An 18,150-nucleotide genomic window follows, 5' to 3' on the forward strand; every position below is an offset into this window, starting at 1 on the left:
CAGCAGCCTTTCCGTTTCACGGCCGACCAGGAGGCAATATCCAGGTTTCTTTAAGGTGTTCATGCATGTCGTTGACGGTCTCTTTACCGTGCTCGCGCCGATAGGCTCGGGTGCCATGACGGAGCAGACCTCGGAAGTCCCCGCGCCCTACGGCACCGGGGCGCAAACGGCACCGCAACGGCGGGTGCGGGTGCCGCACCTGCACGCGAAGAAGGCCAAGGGCGAGAAGTGGGCCATGCTCACGGCATACGACATGTATGCCGCGGAGATCTTCGACCAGGCCGGCATCCCCGTGCTGCTCGTCGGGGACTCTGCGGGCAACAACGTGTTCGGCTTCGAGACCACCGTGCCGGTGACTGTCGACCACCTCGTCCCGCTGGTGCGGGCCGTGGCGACCTCCACCTCGCACGCGATGGTGGTCGCCGACCTGCCGTTCGGGTCCTACCAGGCAAGCCCGCAGCAGGCGCTCGCGACCGCCACCCGCTTCATGAAGGAGGGTCTCGCGCACGCCGTCAAACTCGAGGGCGGCAAGGCGATGGTGCCCGAGGTCGAGCTGCTGGTTCGTGCCGGCATCCCGGTGATGGGGCACATCGGTTTCACCCCGCAGAGCGAGCACGTGCTCGGCGGCTATCGCGTGCAGGGTCGCGGCGACGGTGCCGCACGACTGCTCGAGGATGCGCTCGCGCTGCAGGAAGCCGGGTGCTTCTCGGTGGTGATGGAGATGGTGCCGGCACCGGTCGCGCGGAAGGTGACCGAGGCGCTCGCCATACCGACGATCGGCATCGGCGCCGGCCCCGACTGCGACGCCCAGGTGCTGGTCTGGCAGGACATGGCCGGGCTGCGGGGCGGCAAGGCGCCACGCTTCGTCAAGAAGTATGCCGACCTGCGCGGCGAGCTGAGCCGCGCGGCACAGGACTACGCCCGCGAGGTCGCGTCCGGCGAGTTCCCTTCAGCGGAGCAGAGTTTCGAGTCCTGAGGCGGTTTGCGACGGCGTTTGGCCGGGACCGAGAACCACATCACGAGGGCGCCGAGCAGGCCGAAGACGCCCGACACCACGATTCCCGCGCTGAGCGCGATCGCGGCGGTCACCCAGGACAGCACCGCCGGGCCGACCGACGAGCCCGCATCGGACAGCTCGCGCCAGATCCCCAGGAACTGGGCGCGCCCCAGACTGGGTGAGAAGTCGGCGCCCAGGGTCATCACCATGCCGGAACCGATGCCGTTGCCGAACCCGAGCACGCAGGCGACGACGCACAACACGACCGCCCCGTGGGTGAGCGGGATCGCCATCATCGACAATCCCATGACGATCATCGACGGCACCGTCACCCAGCGCCGGCCGAAGACATCCATGACCTTGCCCGCCGGGTAGAACACGAGCATGTCGATGCCACCCGCGATGCCGTAGATGATCGACGTCGTCTGCGCCGAGATCCCGATGTGCTCCGCCCACAGCGGTATGACGGCCTGGCGCGTCGCACGGATCATCGAGACCAGCAGCACTCCCATGCCGACGGTCAGGAAGACCTTCCGGTGGTCGACCAGCACCCGCCGGACGGTCACCGCCGCCGGCGTTCCGTTCTCGTCGACGTGCGGGGGCAGGTCCTGCAGGGTCGCGCCGAGCACGCCGGCCAGGGCGAGCGCGACCACGCACACGGCATACGCGCCCCGCAGGTGCCACAGCCCCATGGCGCCCGCGCCCACGAACGGGCCCAGGAACATGCCGACGCGCATCACTCCCCCGAGCGTCGACAACGCCCGCGCGCGGTAGCGCACCGGGATCGCCTCGGTCAGGTAGCTCTGCCGTGCGAGCATGAAGACCGAGCCGCTGACGCCCATCAGGAACGCGCCGATTCCGAAGAGCAGCAACGAGCTCGCCGCCATACACAGGCCCGCGGACACGACACCGACCACCGACGCGCCGATGATCGCGTGCCGCTCGCCGTACTTGGCGGTGATCATCGAGCTCGGCACGTTGAACAGCAGCGAGCCGATGTTGAGCAGCGTCACCATGAGGGCGGCGGTCGCGACCGAACCGCCGAGGTCGCGCGCGGACAGCGGCACGACGGGCAGCATGGCGCCCTCTGCCATGCCGAACAGGAGGGACGGAGCGTATGCCGGGATCGCGAGTCGTCTCAGGTCGAAGTCCGGCGTCTCACTCATTGTTAGTCAGTCTAACGACTTCGACCTCCGGACCCTCCATGCGGCGACGGGCGGCGGCCTCCCTGCCTCAGCGCCCGATGAGGTGCTCGACCGCGAGCTGGTTGAGCCGGACGAAGCCGTAGTCACGTTCGGCGGCCTGCTCCGGGTCGAAGCCGTCGTCGGCTGCCAGGAAGTCGGCCAGCGACTCGCCCTCGGCCAGGGTCGGCTCCTGCAACGACTGCACGCCCGCGTATTCCATCGCTTCGGTCACCCGTGAGTCTGCCCGGAACGCTCGCGCCTTCTCGGCCAGGTGCAGGTAGGTCGACATGCACGCACGCGCCGAATCCCACACTCCTGCCATGTTCTCGGTGCGGGACGGCTTGTAGTCGAAGTGTCGCGGGCCGGTGTAGCGCGGCGCGTCGGGCTGGCCCGGGAAGCCGTTCTCGAGCAGGTCGACGGTGAAGAACGCGGACAGCAGGTCCCCGTGTCCGAAGACCAGGTCCTGGTCGTACTTCAGCCCGCGCTGCCCGTTGAGGTCGATGTGGAACAGCTTGCCGCTCCACAGCGCCTGCGCGAGCTGGTGGCTGTAGTTGAGGTTGGCCATCTGCTCATGCCCGGTCTCCGGGTTGAGCCCGACGATGTCGCCGTTGTCGAGCTCGGCGATGAACGCGAGCGCATGCCCCACGGTCGGCAGGAAGATGTCGCCCCGCGGCTCGTTCGGCTTGGGTTCCAACGCGATTCGCAGGTCGTAACCCTTGTCCTTGATGTATGCCGCGACGGTGTCGATGCCCTCCTTGTAGCGCTCGAGCGCGGCATACACGTTCTTGCTGCCGTCATACTCGGCGCCTTCCCGCCCGCCCCACATGACGAAGGTGGTGGCGCCGCACTCGGCCGCGATGTCGACGGCACCCAGCACCTTGCGCAGCCCGAACCGCCGCACGCCGCGGTCGTTGCTGGTCAGCCCGCCGTCCTTGAAGACCGGGTGGGTGAAGGTGTTGGTCGTGACCATCTCGATGGTGATGCCGGAGTCGTCGCAGACCTGCCGCAGCTGCTCGACGCGCGACCGTTTGGTGGCGTCGTCCGCGTCGAACGGGAAGACGTCGTTGTCGTGGAAGGTGACGCCCCAGACACCGAGCTGCGCCAGCTCCTTGACGTAGTCCCAGGGTTCGAGCGCCGCACGGGACGCGCTGCCGAACGGGTCGACGCCGGTCCAGCCGACGGTCCACAGACCGAAGGAGAACCTGTCGTCGGGTGTCGGGGTGAGAGCCATGAGCGAAACCTGCTTCTGCTGTTCGAAACTTTCGGAAAGTCTTTTCGGTGGTTACGGTATTGGCAGCCCGACCGCCGGTCAAGCGCGGCGGAGGACAGGAGCCGTTTCGACCATGACCGCCACTCTGCGCGATGTCGCCGAGCACGCCGGTGTGTCCTTGCCGACCGCGTCCAAGGTGCTCAACGGGCGCTCGGACGTGAGCCGGCAGACCCGGGAGCGGGTGCTGCGGTCGGCGTCCGAACTCGGCTATCACGCCCGGGCCCGGGCGCGCCGCAGGACCGATGCGGTGTTGATCCTCTTCGACGAGCTGGCCAACCCCTACTCGCCCGCAGTGCTCGGCGGCGCCACCGAGGCAGCGATGCGGCTGCACCAGACGCTGATCGTCGAACGGGTGCTGGCCGACAGCACACCACGGCAGCTGTCCAAGCAGTGGTTCGACTCGATCGCGGCGCGCGGCGTCCATGCGCTCATCGTCGTCACGACGCCGTTGACCGACCGGGAGCTGCAGTGGTGCACGGACGCCGGCATCGCGCTGGTCGCCGTCGATCCGATCGGCAGGACGACCACGTCGATCGTGTCCATCTCGGCCACCAACTGGGCCGGCGGACGCGAAGCCACCGAGCACCTGCTGGGTCTCGGGCACCGGCGGATCGGCTTCGTCAGCGGGCCGCCGGACTCGCTGCCGGCACGCGACCGGTTGCACGGCTACACCAGCGCGCTCAGCGACGCCGGGATCACGTTCGAACCGAACCTCGTTGCGGGCGATGCGTATTCGGTCGAGACCAGCTTCCGGGCCGCGCACCAGCTCCTCGCTCTGCCGGTGCCGCCGACCGCGATCTTCGCCTCGAGCGACATCAGCGCGCTGGGCACCCTTCGGGCTGCGGCCGAGCGCAATCTGCGTGTGCCGGAGGACCTTTCGGTCGTGGGCTTCGACGACACGCTGATCGCCCGCTGGGCGCCGCGCCCGCTCACGACGGTCCGCCAGCCGCTCGCCGAGATGGGCAAGTGCGCGGTGGAGCGGGTGCTCGCCCTGGCCGACGACCCGGAATCGTTCTCGCATCCGTTCCAGCTGGAGACGCAACTGATCGTGCGGGAGACGACCGGGCCGGTGCCTGTTCAGCCAGCCGACTGAACCACCGCTGACGGCGTGCGGTGCACCAGCCGGTAGGACAGCCCCGCCAGCACGAAGGCACCGAGGCCGGACAGCACCGGCACGACATACCCTGTGTCCGCACCCCAGCGCTGGACGACCGCGCCGCTGATGGCGGATCCCGCCGCAATGCCGATCAGCGTGCCGGTGAAGACGACACCCATCGACTCGTTGACCTGGCCCGGGCCCACCAGCGCCTGGGCCAGCTTCATCGAGGTGATCAGCGTCGGGGCCGTCGCGAAGCCGGCGATCAGCAGAACCACCGAAAGGGTGATCATGTTGTGCGCCAACAGGATCGGCGCCTCGAGCAGACACATGCCGGCGGTCCCCAACAGCAGCCCGCGGGCCAGCGACCGGCCGGTCTGCCGCGACCCGAACACGACCGCTGCGGCGCCCGAGCCCAGGGCGAAGAGCGCGAGGACGACACCGGAGAGGTTCTTGTGTCCGTGCTCCCCCGCGAAAGCCAGCGTCACCACTTCGTTGGATCCGAAGATCCCGCCGGTCAGGACCATGACGGCGGCCACGACCAGCAGCGCCGGATTGCGCAGCACGCTCACTGCGCCGCCGTCGCGCACCGGATGAACCGGTGGTTCACTCGACCGGGCGGCGACGAAGAGGAGCGACCCGGCGACATACAGGACCGCGGCGGCGATGAAGCCGGCCTCGGGTATGGCGGTCGTCGCCAGCACCACCGCGATGATCGGCCCGACCACGAACGAGAACTCGTCGATCACCTGCTCCAGCGACATCGCCGCGTGTAACCGATCGGGTTGTCCAGCAAGCAGATACGCCCAGCGGGCGCGGCTCATCGTGCCCGGCTCGGCCACGATCGCCGAGAGCCCGTAGGCCACGTAGAGGCACCAGTCCGGCGCCCCGGTGAACGAGGCGACGACCAGAGCGACGTCCCAGGCGGCGGCCCAGAGCGCGAGCGGCAGGGTGATCCGGCGCTGCCCCTCGCGGTCGATCAGCCGGCCGATCCCCGACGCGGTCAACGCGAGCACCAGCACGCCGGCAGCCGACACGGCCCCGGCGAGCGAATAGGAGCCGCGGCGCCCGGAGATCATCGCGACCACCGCGATGCCGAACATCGCGCCCCCGAGCCGGCCGATCACCGAGCCGATCAGGAAGCGTCGAGCGCCGGGCACGGCGAGCAACGGGCGGTATGGCGTCAGCACGACACCTGACGCTAGTCCCCCGGGTAGACCGGCTCAGTCGCCGTTCCACTCCTTGTCCTCGGCGTCCCACTGCGCCGTGCGCTCGGCGGCGGCGGCCAGCGCATTGCGGGCCTCGTCCTCGCTGTCGTAGGGCCCGAGCAGCTTGGCCTTCGGGTCCCTCTCGTCGTCCTGCTCCACCCGGCCGGTGTCGACGTTGTACCAGTAGGCCACGGTTGCCCTCCTTGTCGTCGTCGGCGCCGGCAGCGCCGGCACTTGTCGCTCCTAGACTGCACCATATGTCCGCGAGCAGCACCCGGGTCCGCCCCGGCCACGTCGGCCCACTGCGCAGCGTGCCGGCATCCATTGCCCGGCCCGAATACGTCGGGCGCCCGGCACCCGCGCAGTTCACCGGCTCCGAGGTGCGCGACCCGGAGCTCATCGAGCGCATCCGTGCTGCCGCACGCATCGCCGCGCGGGCCCTCGAGGTCACCGGCGCCGCGGTGCGACCCGGCATCACCACCGACGAGATCGACCGCATCGGACACGAATTCATGCTCGACCACGGTGCCTACCCGTCGACGCTCGGTTACCGCGGTTTCCCGAAGTCGTTGTGCACCAGCGTGAACGAGATCGTCTGCCACGGCATCCCCGACGACCGGCCGCTGCAGGACGGCGACATCGTCAAGATCGACATCACGGCCTACAAGGACGGCGCCCACGGCGACAACTGCGCGACGTTCCTCGTGGGCGACGTCGACGAGGAGTCACGGCTGCTGGTCCAGCGCACCAAGGAGGCGATGCTGCGCGGCATCAAGGCGGCTCGACCCGGGCGCGCGGTCAACGTCATCGGCCGGGTGATCGAGATGTACGCCAAGCGTTTCGGGTATGGCGTGGTCCGCGACTACACGGGGCACGGCGTCGGCCCGGTCTTCCACTCCGGCCTGGTCATCCCGCACTACGACGCGGCACCGGCACACGACGACGTGATCGAACCGGGCATGACCTTCACGGTCGAGCCGATGCTCAATCTCGGCACGCCGGAGTGGACATTGTGGGAGGACGGCTGGACGGTCGCGACCCGCGATCTGCGCCGCTCCGCGCAGTTCGAGCACACTGTGTTGATCACCGATAGCGGGGCCGAGATCCTGACGTTGCCCTAGCATCTGCTCCGCTACTGTCATGGGCGATGACCGCGACGACGAAGGAGCTTGCAGGCTGATGAGCACGACCTACCCCCTGGGCATCGACGTCGGCGGCACCGGCATCAAGGGAGCGCCGGTGGACCTGGAGAAGGGCGCCTTCGCCAAGGACCGGGTGCGCATCGACACTCCCAAGCCGTCGACGCCCGACGCGGTCGCCGACGTGATCGAGCAGATCGCCGACAAGTTCGCCGAGGACACCCACGGCCAGCCGATCGGCATCACGCTTCCCTGCGTCGTGACACACGGCATCGTGAGAACCGCTGCGAACATTGACACCTCATGGATCGGCACCAACGTCGAGGAGATGCTCAGCACGAGGCTCGGCCGGCCGGTGACGGTCGTCAACGACGCGGACGCCGCCGGCGTCGGCGAGTTGCACTTCGGCGCCGCGCGCAACACGCAGGGCACCGTCCTGGTCTCGACGCTCGGCACCGGCATCGGGTCGGCGTTGTTGGTCGACGGTGAGCTGCTGCCCAACTCCGAGCTCGGGCATCTCGAGATCGACGGCCACGACGCCGAGAGCAGGGCCGCGGAGAGCGCGCACGTCGAGGAAAACCTGTCCTGGGAGGAGTGGGCCCAGCGACTGCAGCGCTACTACAGCCACATCGAGGATCTGCTCTGGCCGGACATGATCGTCGTCGGCGGCGGCGTCTCCAAGAAGGCCGACAGGTTCCTGCCCCTGCTGCACCTACGGGCACCGATCGTCGCGGCGCAGCTGCGCAATGCGGCGGGCATCGTCGGCGTCGCCTGGCTGGCCGACCACGCCGCCCGCGTCACGAGGTGATCACCCGCGCGAGAAGCGGCCGCGCACTCCGGTCAGGGCGGCCTTCGGGTCGCGCGCCGCTGTCTTCACCGCGGGCAGACCGCGCTTGAGCGTGTGCCGCACCTTGGGCAGCGCGGTCGCGAACGCGGGATAGAGCGGCGACAGCGGCTTGTCCCAGGTGCCGATCAGCAGGTCCTCGTGCTTGCTGAACTGACGCTTGAAGTCGGAGATCCCGTCGTTGAGCAGGCCGTTGAAGTCGTAACGTGAAACCCCTTGCGACTTCACGTGTTTCATCGCGTGGAACTTCAGACCGTAATTGAGTCGCAGCTTCATGCCGCGCGGCGAGACCCCGCCATACAGCTCGAATGCGGTGGTGTCGGAGACGACCAGCCAGACGAACGCGGCCACCCGGTCGCCCTCCCACGCGGCGATCAGCTGGGACCGGTCGCCCATCAGCTCGCGGATGGCGCGGTGGTATCCGTCGTCGTGCACGGCGAAACCGGCGCGTCGGCCGGTCTCCTTGTTGATCTCGAGCACCTGCGCCAGATCCGCCTCGGACGTCACCTCACCGAACCGGACGTTGTCCGCACGGAAGGACTTGCGGACGTTCTGCCGGGTGCTGGAGCTGAACGCCTTGAGCAGCTCGTCCTCGTCCGGCGTGAGGTCGACGACAAGGGTCCGGGGAATCAGGCCGGTGTTGGCGCTGCGTCGGAAACCCGTCGCCGCGACGTCGGCGAGCCAACCGGTCGGTGCCGCGTGCTGCAACTCCGCGATCTGCGTATCGGTCACGCCCTTGGGCAGCGGCGACCGGGGGTCGGCCCAGTCCGGCTCGACCGACAGCGCGATGGACCCCCGTCGTTTGACGTGATCGGCGAGCGCGGTCAGCACGGCGGCCCGATCCGCCTCGGCCGCCACCGGACCACGCGGCACGTAGCCCAGCGACTTGAACGGAGGCGGCAACCGGCGGTACAGCACCTGCGCGAGGCCGACGACCTCGTCGCCGGCGTCCCGCACGAGGAGGCGCTCGGCGGACCACGCGTAGCGGGACTTCAGCTCTCCCCAGCCCCAGAGCTGCAACGGATGACCGCCGGCGGCGAGCACCGTGCGATCCCAGGTCTCCCGGTCGGAACAGGTGGTCACTCGCAGATTCACGCGGCCCACCGTACCGGCGGAGAGCTCAGCGGACGCGAGCGGCTTTGCGGACCTTGCCGGGCACCGTGGCCGCCACGTCGTACTCGCGCCGGCTGAGCCGCTCGGCGTAGCCGGCCTTGCGGAGGCGCTCGAGAGTCACGGGGCACTTCTTGCACCGAGGCTTGTCCTCGCAGCACTTCTTCTTCGCGGTGATCACGGGCACTCGTGGATCATAGGTGAGCCTTACCTATCTCGCCAACCCGGGCATCGGGCGTCTCACACCGTGACGGCGCCTTTCCCGCGCAGGTCACGGACCGGGACGCCGCCGTCGCGGCCGAAATCGGCGATGTGCCGCAGGTAGATCCCCCGCCCGGCGTCGGTCAGCAGCGCGTCGTGGATCGGCACGACCAGCGACGGCGAGATGCGACGGACGAACTCGACCGCCTCCTTGACCGCGCACCACGGAGCACCGACCGGAACGGCCAGAATGTCGACGTCTCCGGGGACGTGGGTGTCGAGGGCATCACCGGGATGGAAGAGCGACGACTCGCCCGGCGCGGTCAGGTAGAGCCCGACGTTGGCGATCCGCGGCACGTAGTCGGTGATGATCGCGTGCTGCCTGCCGGCCGGGGTGATCTCGACGTCGCCGACGGCAAACGTCTCGCCGGCGACCGTCGGGGTCGCCGAGATCTCCTTGCCGAGCAGGACCTGCACGCTCTCCGGATCGGCGTGGATGGCCGCGCCCGGGTTGCGCGCGAGCAGCGCCGGAAGCCGATCCAGGTCGAGGTGGTCGAAGTGCTGGTGGGTGACCAGGATCGCGTCGAGTTCCACGACGCCGTCGATGTCGGAGAACGTGCCGGGGTCGATCAGCAGGCGTTGGCCGGCGATCTCGACGAGCAGGCAGGAATGTCCCAGATGAGTCAGCTGCATGGGCCCACCGTATGACGGGAGTCCGACCGCCGGTTACGGATCCGCCGGACTTGCCCGTACCATGGCCGAACGTGAAGTTTCTCGGCGATCGCCCGGCATACGACCTGACCTACAACGACGTCTTCATGGCGCCCTCGCGCTCGTCGGTGACAAGTCGTCTCAACGTCGACCTCACGACGCCGGACGCGGTCGGTACGACGATCCCGCTGGTGGTCGCGAACATGACGGCGATCTCCGGCCGGCGGATGGCCGAGACGGTCGCCCGGCGGGGCGCCATCGCCATACTTCCCCAGGACATCCCCGAGCACGCGATGCGCGAGACCGTCGCCTACGTGAAGGCGCGGCACACCGTCTACGAGACGCCGGTCACCGTGCACGCCGATGAGCCGGTCGGCAACGTGCTGGCGCTCATCGGCAAGCGGGCACACCGCACCGCGGTGGTCGTCGACGACGCGCGCGCACCCATCGGGCTGGTGACCGAGCGCAACTCCCGCCAGGTGGACCGTTTCGCCACGGTCGGTGAGGTGATGACCCGTGACCTGTTCACCGTCAAGGACGGCGACGAACTCGCCTCCGTCTTCGACGCGCTGACCGAGCACCACTTCGAGCTGGCGCCGGTCGTCGGCGCGGCGGGTGAGCTGGCCGGTGTGCTGACGCGGCAGGGGATCCTGCGTTCGACCATCTACCGGCCGGCTCTGGACGCCGCCGGCCGGCTGCGCATCGGCGTGGCGATCGGCATCAACGGCGACGTCCGTGCCAAGGCGGCCGCGGCGCTCGACGCGGGCGCCGACGTGCTGGTGGTGGACACCGCGCACGGGCACCAGGACAAGATGATCGACGCGCTGACCGTGGTGCGTGCGGTCCGCGACGAGTTGGCGGCGGCGTCCGGCATCCGGGTGCCGATCGCGGCGGGCAACGTCGTCACCGCGGCCGGCGCGCGGGATCTGGCCGGGGCGGGTGCCGACATCGTCAAGGTCGGCGTCGGCCCGGGCGCGATGTGCACGACCCGGATGATGACCGGGGTGGGTCGGCCGCAGTTCTCCGCGGTGCTCGAATGCGCTGCTGCTGCAAGTGGATCCGGCGCCGCTGTGTGGGCGGACGGCGGCGTGAAATATCCGCGCGACGTCGCTCTGGCGCTCGCCGCGGGCGCGGCCTCGGTGATGATAGGCTCCTGGTTCGCGGGCACCTTCGAGAGCCCGGGCGACCTCAACCTGGCACCGGACGGGCGGCTCTACAAGGAGTCGTTCGGTATGGCGAGCGCCCGCGCGGTGAGCGGCCGCACGCAGGCGCGCAGCGCCTTCGAGCGGGCTCGCTCGGCGCTCTTCGAGGAGGGCATCTCGTCGTCCCGGATGTTCCTCGACGAGGACCGCCCGGGGGTGGAGGACCTGATCGACTCGATTGTCGCCGGCGTGCGATCCAGCTTCACGTATGCCGGTGCGCGCAACATCGAGGAGTTCCGCGAGCGGGCCCTGGTCGGTGTGCAGAGCGCCAGTGGATATGACGAGGGAAGACCGCGCGAGACGTCCTGGTGAGGATCGGCGCCCTGGGTCCAGTAGTTCGTGCGGTATGGCGCACTATCCACTGGACCGGGGACCCAGGAAGAAGTCTCGTGCACCGGCGAGGTCAGCGGTGTCGACCAGATCGACACCGGCGTCCAGCAGCGTCCGCCACAGGTTGTCCCGTGCCGGACCCGGCGCATCGGGGGTCTGCCAGAAACGCACCCGCTGCTCGCGGCGGTGCGCGTCGGCCACCATCCGGGCCAGCCGGTCGTGCTGGTCCGCCGGCATCGCACCGTCGCCGGACCAGGAGAAGAGCTCCGGCCAGCAGTCACTGCGCAGCGGCATCAGCGCCGCCGGCACGTCGAGTCGCGTGCTCCGTGCCCGGCCATCCACGGCGGTGCAGCGCTGCGGCGCGTCATACGGCTTGTCGAGCAGGGTGCCGCTCAGGATGACCGTGACGGCACCTGGCATCGGCTTCCCGTCGCGCCAGCAGCTGACCAGTCCGCCGTAGCGCTGAAGGTGCTGCTCGATCACCGGCCGAGCGACGACCGGATTGCTCTTGACGTCGAGCAGCAGCGTGATCGGCCGGTCGAAATCGCTGTAGACACGACCGTTTTCCTCCACCAGCCGGGCGAGCGGGTCGAGGTAGAGCCGCTCGAGCGTCCGCCACGGCCGCGGCACGGTGTGGCCGACCAGAACCCGACCGCGGACCACCCAGACGTCCGCCTCGAGGCTGGTGAACCCGGCGGCGAGCGCGTCCCACAGCGGCCGGCGGTGCCGCGAGTCGGCGTGCGAGTGCGCATGCGGGAGGGCGGTCGCCGGCGGGTGCCGTTCCAGGCGAGCCGGATTGCGGTGCCGCCTCAACTGAACGACACGAAGGTGGGTGCGGGCAGCGGGCCGGTGTCACCGTCTCGTGCCGCCTCGTATGCCGCACCGATGCGCAGCAGCGACTGCTCGCTGTTCGCGGTTCCCCAGAACGTCACGGCTACGGGCAGGCCGGCGGCCAGGCCGGACGGCACTGTCAGCAAGGGGTAGCCCGCCTGCGCCGCGGGAGTGGAGCATGATCCGGCCGTGTGCTCGGGGTTGACGTGGTCGATGAGGAAAGCCGGCGGATACGCCGGGCTGACCAGCGCGGTCAGGTCGTGCTCCCGAAGGACCGCATCGATTCCCTCGCTCCTGGACTGAGTCCGGCACCGCTCGAGGGCGTCGAGGTAGCGGCGGTCGTTCAGGTCCGGAGCGACCAGTGCCTGCTCCAGCAGGGACTGCCCGAAGTGTGGGAGTTCCTCGGCGGCATGCGTCTTGTTGAACTGCACGATGTCGGCCAGCGTGCGCGGCGCGTCCCCTGAGCGGGTGCTGAGGTAGTCGGCCAGCCCAGCGCGGAACTCGGCGAGCATGACCAGCAGTTCGTCCTCCCAGCCCAGCTCGGCGGGCAGATCGGTGTTGTCGACGATCGTCGCACCGGCGGCGGACAACAGCTGCAGCGCTCGTTCCGCCGGGGCGTCCGCGTGGTCGCTGTAGCCCCAGTACGTCTTGCGCGGTACGCCGATACGCACCTCGCGCAACGGCTGCCGTCCGGCCGCCGCGGCGTCGTACGCATGGCCGGTGAGCACCGTGAGGAGTGCCGCGCTCTGCGCGACAGTGGCGGTCAGCGGTCCGGGCGAGTCCTGGGAGTGCGAGATCGGAATGATGCCGTCCCGCGGTACGAGGCCAACCGTCGGTTTGAGGCCGACGCAGCCATTGAAGGCGGCCGGGCACGTGATCGAACCGTCGGTCTCGGTGCCGATCGCGAACGGTGTGATGCGCGCCGCGACGGCGGCGCCGCTCCCGGAGCTCGAGCCGCCGGCAGACCGGTTGAGCGCATATGGATTGCGGGTCAGGCCACCGTAGGCGCTCCATCCGCTGACGGAATTCTCGTCACGCAGATTGGCCCATTCGCTGAGGTTCGTCTTGCCGAGCAGCACCATGCCGGCGTCCCGAAGTCGGCGTACCAGCGTGGCGTCCCGAGACGGTGGTGGCACGTCGGCCAGCGCGAGCGAACCGGCCGTCGTCGGCAGGCCGGCCGTGTCGATGTTGTCCTTGACCAGGACCGGTATGCCGTGCAGCGCGCTCCGTGGTTCCTCGGTGTCGCGCAGACGTGCACTTTCCAGGGCGTCCGGTGCGGGCGTGCAGACAGCGGCGATCTGCGGTTCGACTTCGGCCATGCGGTCGATCGCTTGTTGCACCCGATCGGTGCTGGACGAGCGCAGCGAAGATCTCATGCAGCAGATCGTCGCACGGACCTGGCCGCGGTGGCCGCGGCACCGACGCGAACCATCTGTCCGCAACGACGCGAGCGGCGCATCCTGTCGGCGATATCGATCCCTCATCCCCGAGAACGATGAGCTGGTGTGGTTGCTGCCCCGGCTTGACGACCGAGCCGCGCCCTAGGCCGACACTGCGCTGGGTGCTCCGTCACCTCCTCGCCAGCTGACCTCGACCGGGCCCGTGTCCTGCTGAGGGATACCCGGCCCCACCGCCCGGCCGGCGCCAGTTATTGCGGCTGCAGGCCCACTACGGGACAACTGCCCAGACGGCAACCAATGGGCGCCCGCGCTCCTTACGATCACGGCAGACGCGTCATTGCTAAGGGGGAACAAAGGATGGGCTATCTTCCCGATGAGCCGGGCTGGTACGACATGCCAGGCGTCAATTACAAGCGGTATCGCGACCAGAACGGCTGGACCGAGCACTACTTGCCCAGCGCGGCACCGGAACCTGCCACACCACCCGGTCGGGACCCGGAACCCAAGCCCCGTCGGTTGAGCCGAACCGTCGCGATCGCTGCCGCCGTGCTGATCGTGCTACTACTCGCCGTCGGCGGCGGGATCCGTGCGTACGCCCACCTCGCCGGCACTCCCGTCCCCACCGCCGCATCGACCGGGGCAGCAAGCACAAAGGCCGCCCCCACGCGTGCGACCAGTGCCGTCAGCCATCACGCTCTAGGCACCCGCTACTAGCAGCCGCCCCGCGTCCACCAGCAGCAACAGGACAACCAGCCGTCCCCACACCACCGCGCCCCCACCGTCCTGTGCCAGCGACCACACCGCGGCCATCGGCATAGCGCACCACAGCACCGTCCTCCGGTGACCGGACGCGCGCCCCAGTGGAGTCGACGCTGAAGGCCCTGGGGACGACGTGCAGACTGAGGTGGCCGCGCGGTAGCTACTCGCCTGTGATTGCAACGTCTGATGGATGAGCCGGCCTGTAAGCCGGATTCTGTATGGCGCCGCCGCAAGCGGCGGACGCGTGGCGACCATCCATCTAGGACCACCGTTGCCGGTGGCCTCCAGCGATCTACCCGCGTGCTCGGGCGGGCCGCCCTCGGACGCACGCTGTCTGATCTTGCTCCAGGTGGGGTTTACCGAGCCACGCCAGTCGCCTGGCGCGCTGGTGGTCTCTTACACCGCCGTTTCACCCTTACCACCGGCCGGAGCCGGTGGCGGTCTGCTTTCTGTGGCACTGTCCCGCGGGTCACCCCGGGTGGCCGTTGGCCACCACCTTGCCCTTCGGAGTCCGGACTTTCCTCGACGCGATTGCTCGCGCCGCGGCCGCCCGGCCGACTCATCCGTCGGACATCCTATCTGCGCCGGAGTTTCCCCATGCCAGACGGGAGGTATAGCTCCCGTCTGGCATGGGGAAGCTCCATCACAGTCGGCTGACAAAGACATACGTACGGCGGACCTGCTGCATGAACTTGTCAGTCGCCACTCGAAGGCCGATGACCGGGATCCGCAGTACCCGTTCTCCCACCGCGACTCGCTCGTTCTGCCGCAGCGCATCGTCGACCGGGTTGAGCGCCAACCCATGATGCCCGCCGTCGATCTCGACGACGAGACCAACCTTGTCCCACGAAATGTCGAGGTAAACACGACCGTGCGGGCCGGATCGCACCGCCTGATGAGACGGCCGCGGAAGTCCGTAACGCCGTGCCAGCCGGGTGAAGTCGAGCTCGCCGAGGGAGTGCACGCCGTCAGTGACATCAGCGATGACGGCGTTCACAAGCTGCCGCCGAGGGGATCGCCTGACACCGCGCCAGCTCAGCTGGAGTCGCGCCGGAAGGATGAGCCGCTGCTGGATCGGCAGACAGATGAGAAGCGCGGCCTGCCGGTCACTCACCGCCCACTGCGCCGCGTGAATCGTTGCCAGCTCGAGCGCAATTCGTGGGATCCCCGCTCCCCGGACTGGTGGCGGGCAATCCACTCGATGCAGTCGCACCCCCGCAAGGGCGTGATGCCGATTGCGTGCGGGAAGAGTGACATCGATCGCCGCAGCCTTGAAACCGGTCATGCCGATTGAGAGGAGCGCATCCGCGCCGTCCAGGCGGGCACCGGCTCCGCTCTCCCATACCGCCCACCACTGCATCGCCTCCTTGCTCAGGACGGGTGTATCGACGGCGACGGTGTGGCGCCCGGCACGAAACCAGCGACCGGCTGCGATTTCATCGCGTATGGCGTTCCGCTCGACGCCATGCAGGGCGAGCTCTCTCCGATGCACGACCCCGCCGTGGTCCGCGGCGAGCTGAGCCGCGAGGAACCTCCGCTCGGCACCCGCCGGACGCTGTGGTGCTGGACGGCTGCGTTGTGTCTCGTTGCGCGCCATCGGACGATCCTGGCCGAATTGCGCTGCGGCCGCGGATCCACTGTGGACAACGTCATTTCACCGCCTTGACCTATGCCAGATGGGAGCTCTGGCTCCCGTTTGGCATAGGCGGAAGCCGGTGATGTCAGTGCGACCGGTTCCACGGCCAGGTCATGAGCGCCCAGACGCCGACCAGGAGAACAACCTCGACCAGCACGTACCACGGCCACGGCCCGAGCAGGTCGAGGAGTGAGTGCACCCGCGGCTTGCCGTTGAGGTAGCCGTAGTTGCTGCCGATCGCGGCGTTGAGGCCCATCATCGCCGCGGCCCAGGCAGCGGTCACCGCGACGGTGAAGCGGTAGCCGCGCCAGGTCGGGCCGATCCGCGCCGCGACCAGGTAGACCGCGGCCCACACCGGAGCCAGGTGCCGCACCCAGAACCCGAAGAACTGCGGCTGCGGGAAGGCGTCGTGCAGGTCCGGCGTGACGAGCGCCTGCGCGCACAGCGTGAGACCCCAGAAGTACAGCAGCGAACACATCGACCGGCCGCGGGTCAGCAGCGCGACCCCCGCAACCACCCACGCGATGTCGCAGATCTGCAGCGGCAACCCGGTGCGCGGGTGCTGAACGCCGATGAGCGCGTCCTCCACTTCGAACGGCGCACACACCAGGAGTATGACGACGCCGACGCTGCGCAGCACCCGCGCCTGCACCGCGGGTCGAAGGCGCAATCGGGCAGCCACGAGGACAAGCAAGACACAGCCCAGCACGAAGACCAGCAGCACCACGCGGTGCTGGGGCCCGAGGACGACGAACCGCTCCGCTGCGGTGGCCATGCGTCATACCTAGCTCACGAGTTCGAACTTCACGGTGTGCGTCACGATGTCCGCTTCGAGCAGCCGCACCTGCACCTCGCTGCCCGCGTCGGCCCGGCCCTGCGCCTTCGCGGTGACGGCGAGGTCCACCAGCTGCACGGTGACGCCCTTCTCGTCGGTGTCGACGACGTATGCCGGGAACGTCTCACCCACCCGATGCACGAGGAGCGCCGCCTCCACGGCATCGGTGCACGCGTGGTCCAACTGGCTCGCCTTCTGGTCGCTGCTGCGCATGATGTCCGGCAACGTCGGCAGCGCGTCCCGCACCCACTGCGGCACGTCCGCGCCCTGACTGACCGCCTCGCACACGACGAGCCCGAACCGGTCGACCAGGCGGCGTAGCGGCGCGGTCACGTGCGCGTAGGGTGCCGCCACGGCCGACTGGATCGTGTCCCGCGGTTCCGCTCCGTCGAACGGTGTGTAACCCGCGCCGCGGAACAGGCTGGTGGCGTCGTGGATCAGCGCCAGGTGCTTGGGGTTCGAGCGGTCCAGGCCGCGGATGAAGTCGCCGTACTGCTGATCCGCCGGCCAGTCCACGCCGAGCGCCTTCGCCTGCCGCCGGAAGCGATCGATCGCCCGCTGTTCCGGCTGCGGCATCGTCCGCAGGATGCCCACCTTCGCCCGCAACATCAGCTCGGCGGCCGCCATGCCGGTCAGCAGCGAGATCTGCGCGTTCCATTCCTCGGCGGGCAGCTGCGGCCGGAAGGTCAGGTGGTAGTTGCCGTCCTCCCCCTTGGTGACCTCCTGCTCGGGCATCGGCAGGTTGGCTCCTCCACGCTTGGCTTCCAAGCCGATTCGCAGCTCACCGATCTCCTTCAGCAGCTGCAGGTCCTCACTGGCGGACCCGTCGTCGAGCTGCTGCTGCACCGTGTCGTAGTCGAGCCGGGCGACGCTCCTGACCCGGGCGCGGTAGACCTCGCAGGAGGTCGCCTCCCCCGCGGCGGACAGCGTGATGTCCCACACGAAAGCCGGCCGGACCTGCCCCTCGAGCAGGCTGGCGGCAGCTTCGCTGAGCACCTTCGGGTGCAACGGGACTCGCACGTCCGGTAGATACATCGTCTGGCCGCGCCGCCGGGTCTCCGCGTCGAGCGCCCCACCGGGCGTGACGTATGCCGGGACGTCGGCGATCGCGTAGCGGACGCGATAGCCGCCGTTGACCCGGTCCAGGAACATCGCCTGATCCAGGTCCATCGACCCGACCGGGTCGATGGTGAAGAACGGCACGGCCGTCTCGTCACGGTCCGGCAACCGCACGCCGGTGGCCGCCTGCTCGGCCTCGGCGAGCGCATCGGCCGGATAGTCCAGGGTCAGGCCCATCTGTTCTCGCAGCGCGGCGAAGGCACGCTCCAGCGGTCCGGCGTCCGCACCCTCAGCGGGACGAACATGCGGTATGACGAGCCGAAGATCCATGCGCCCAC

18 protein-coding genes and 1 other RNA gene are annotated in these 18,150 nt (G+C 69.1%); 6 read left to right on the forward strand and 13 right to left on the reverse strand.

Features of this window, described 5'->3' with window-relative positions:
• Positions 1-115 precede the first annotated feature (115 nt).
• Positions 116-976, forward strand: coding sequence for a 3-methyl-2-oxobutanoate hydroxymethyltransferase (panB, locus tag ACN8HC_RS13690; RefSeq protein ID WP_490075395.1), 861 nt, complete (start codon positions 116-118; stop codon positions 974-976).
• Here panB and ACN8HC_RS13695 read toward each other — a convergent pair.
• Together ACN8HC_RS13695 and xylA are read right to left on the reverse strand one after the other, a co-directional pair.
• The gene (locus ACN8HC_RS13695; RefSeq protein WP_490075396.1) at positions 916-2,163 is read right to left on the reverse strand and encodes an MFS transporter; all 1,248 of its coding nucleotides are present in this window, start codon (positions 2,161-2,163) and stop codon (positions 916-918) included. The two genes, panB and ACN8HC_RS13695, sit on opposite strands and share 61 nt — an antisense overlap.
• 67 nt (positions 2,164-2,230) lie before the next feature.
• Entirely contained in the window at positions 2,231-3,412 is a 1,182-nt protein-coding gene (gene xylA, locus ACN8HC_RS13700) for a xylose isomerase (RefSeq protein ID WP_490075397.1), read from the reverse strand.
• A gap of 112 nt (positions 3,413-3,524) precedes the next feature.
• On the opposite strand from xylA, the gene ACN8HC_RS13705 reads away from it, so the two are divergent.
• On the forward strand, positions 3,525-4,544 hold the full coding sequence (locus ACN8HC_RS13705; RefSeq protein ID WP_490075398.1) for a LacI family DNA-binding transcriptional regulator: 1,020 nt from the start codon (positions 3,525-3,527) through the stop codon (positions 4,542-4,544).
• Here ACN8HC_RS13705 and ACN8HC_RS13710 read toward each other — a convergent pair.
• Together ACN8HC_RS13710 and ACN8HC_RS13715 are read right to left on the reverse strand one after the other, a co-directional pair.
• The gene (locus ACN8HC_RS13710; RefSeq protein ID WP_490075399.1) at positions 4,529-5,737 is read right to left on the reverse strand and encodes an MFS transporter; all 1,209 of its coding nucleotides are present in this window, start codon (positions 5,735-5,737) and stop codon (positions 4,529-4,531) included. The genes ACN8HC_RS13705 and ACN8HC_RS13710 overlap by 16 nt on opposite strands.
• 33 nt (positions 5,738-5,770) lie before the next feature.
• Positions 5,771-5,947, reverse strand: coding sequence for a methionine aminopeptidase (locus ACN8HC_RS13715; protein WP_490075400.1), 177 nt, complete (start codon positions 5,945-5,947; stop codon positions 5,771-5,773).
• Between the two features lie 65 nt (positions 5,948-6,012).
• Between ACN8HC_RS13715 and map the strand changes: the two genes are divergently transcribed.
• Both map and ppgK read left to right on the forward strand, forming a co-directional pair.
• A complete protein-coding gene (gene map, locus ACN8HC_RS13720) occupies positions 6,013-6,876 on the forward strand; it encodes a type I methionyl aminopeptidase (protein WP_490075401.1) in 864 nt (287 codons plus the stop codon).
• Positions 6,877-6,934: 58 nt separating this feature from the next.
• Positions 6,935-7,702: a polyphosphate--glucose phosphotransferase gene (gene ppgK / locus ACN8HC_RS13725; protein ID WP_490075402.1), complete on the forward strand. Its 768-nt coding sequence runs from the start codon at positions 6,935-6,937 to the stop codon at positions 7,700-7,702.
• Here the strand turns inward: ppgK and ACN8HC_RS13730 are convergent, their stop codons facing one another.
• Genes ACN8HC_RS13730 through ACN8HC_RS13740 form a run of 3 tightly spaced genes read right to left on the reverse strand, consistent with a single transcriptional unit; the run spans position 7,703 to position 9,742 of the window.
• Positions 7,703-8,833 carry a lipid II:glycine glycyltransferase FemX gene (locus tag ACN8HC_RS13730; protein ID WP_490075403.1) on the reverse strand — a complete coding sequence of 377 codons (1,131 nt, stop codon included), beginning with the start codon at positions 8,831-8,833 and terminating at the stop codon, positions 7,703-7,705. It abuts the gene before it with no gap.
• A 25-nt stretch (positions 8,834-8,858) separates the two neighbouring features.
• Positions 8,859-9,035, reverse strand: a complete 177-nt coding sequence (locus ACN8HC_RS13735; RefSeq protein WP_490075404.1) for a hypothetical protein — start codon at positions 9,033-9,035, stop codon at positions 8,859-8,861.
• Positions 9,036-9,088: 53 nt separating this feature from the next.
• Positions 9,089-9,742, reverse strand: coding sequence for an MBL fold metallo-hydrolase (locus tag ACN8HC_RS13740; RefSeq protein WP_490075405.1), 654 nt, complete (start codon positions 9,740-9,742; stop codon positions 9,089-9,091).
• A 71-nt stretch (positions 9,743-9,813) separates the two neighbouring features.
• Between ACN8HC_RS13740 and ACN8HC_RS13745 the strand changes: the two genes are divergently transcribed.
• A complete protein-coding gene (locus ACN8HC_RS13745; protein ID WP_490075406.1) occupies positions 9,814-11,274 on the forward strand; it encodes a GuaB1 family IMP dehydrogenase-related protein in 1,461 nt (486 codons plus the stop codon).
• Between the two features lie 42 nt (positions 11,275-11,316).
• Here the strand turns inward: ACN8HC_RS13745 and ACN8HC_RS13750 are convergent, their stop codons facing one another.
• Together ACN8HC_RS13750 and ACN8HC_RS13755 are read right to left on the reverse strand one after the other, a co-directional pair.
• Positions 11,317-12,105 carry a PI-PLC domain-containing protein gene (locus tag ACN8HC_RS13750; protein WP_490075407.1) on the reverse strand — a complete coding sequence of 263 codons (789 nt, stop codon included), beginning with the start codon at positions 12,103-12,105 and terminating at the stop codon, positions 11,317-11,319.
• Positions 12,102-13,499, reverse strand: a complete 1,398-nt coding sequence (locus ACN8HC_RS13755; RefSeq protein WP_490075408.1) for an amidase family protein — start codon at positions 13,497-13,499, stop codon at positions 12,102-12,104. Before ACN8HC_RS13755 ends, ACN8HC_RS13750 begins: the two co-directional genes overlap by 4 nt.
• Positions 13,500-13,880: 381 nt before the next feature.
• Here ACN8HC_RS13755 and ACN8HC_RS13760 point away from each other — a divergent pair, with 381 nt between their 5' ends.
• On the forward strand, positions 13,881-14,237 hold the full coding sequence (locus ACN8HC_RS13760) for a hypothetical protein (RefSeq protein ID WP_490075409.1): 357 nt from the start codon (positions 13,881-13,883) through the stop codon (positions 14,235-14,237).
• A gap of 232 nt (positions 14,238-14,469) precedes the next feature.
• Here ACN8HC_RS13760 and rnpB read toward each other — a convergent pair.
• The 4 genes from rnpB to ACN8HC_RS13780 form a co-directional block, all read right to left on the reverse strand.
• An RNA gene (gene rnpB / locus ACN8HC_RS13765) (RNase P RNA component class A) lies at positions 14,470-14,844 on the reverse strand.
• A gap of 81 nt (positions 14,845-14,925) precedes the next feature.
• Positions 14,926-15,879 (reverse strand): hypothetical protein, encoded by a 954-nt coding sequence (locus ACN8HC_RS13770; protein WP_490075410.1) that lies wholly within the window; start codon positions 15,877-15,879, stop codon positions 14,926-14,928.
• Positions 15,880-16,003: 124 nt separating this feature from the next.
• Positions 16,004-16,693 (reverse strand): YwaF family protein, encoded by a 690-nt coding sequence (locus tag ACN8HC_RS13775; RefSeq protein ID WP_490075411.1) that lies wholly within the window; start codon positions 16,691-16,693, stop codon positions 16,004-16,006.
• A 9-nt stretch (positions 16,694-16,702) separates the two neighbouring features.
• Positions 16,703-18,142 (reverse strand): RNB domain-containing ribonuclease, encoded by a 1,440-nt coding sequence (locus ACN8HC_RS13780; protein ID WP_490075412.1) that lies wholly within the window; start codon positions 18,140-18,142, stop codon positions 16,703-16,705.
• Positions 18,143-18,150: the final 8 nt, after the last annotated feature.

The sequence above is a fragment of the Flexivirga sp. YIM B11880 genome (genome assembly GCF_058148645.1).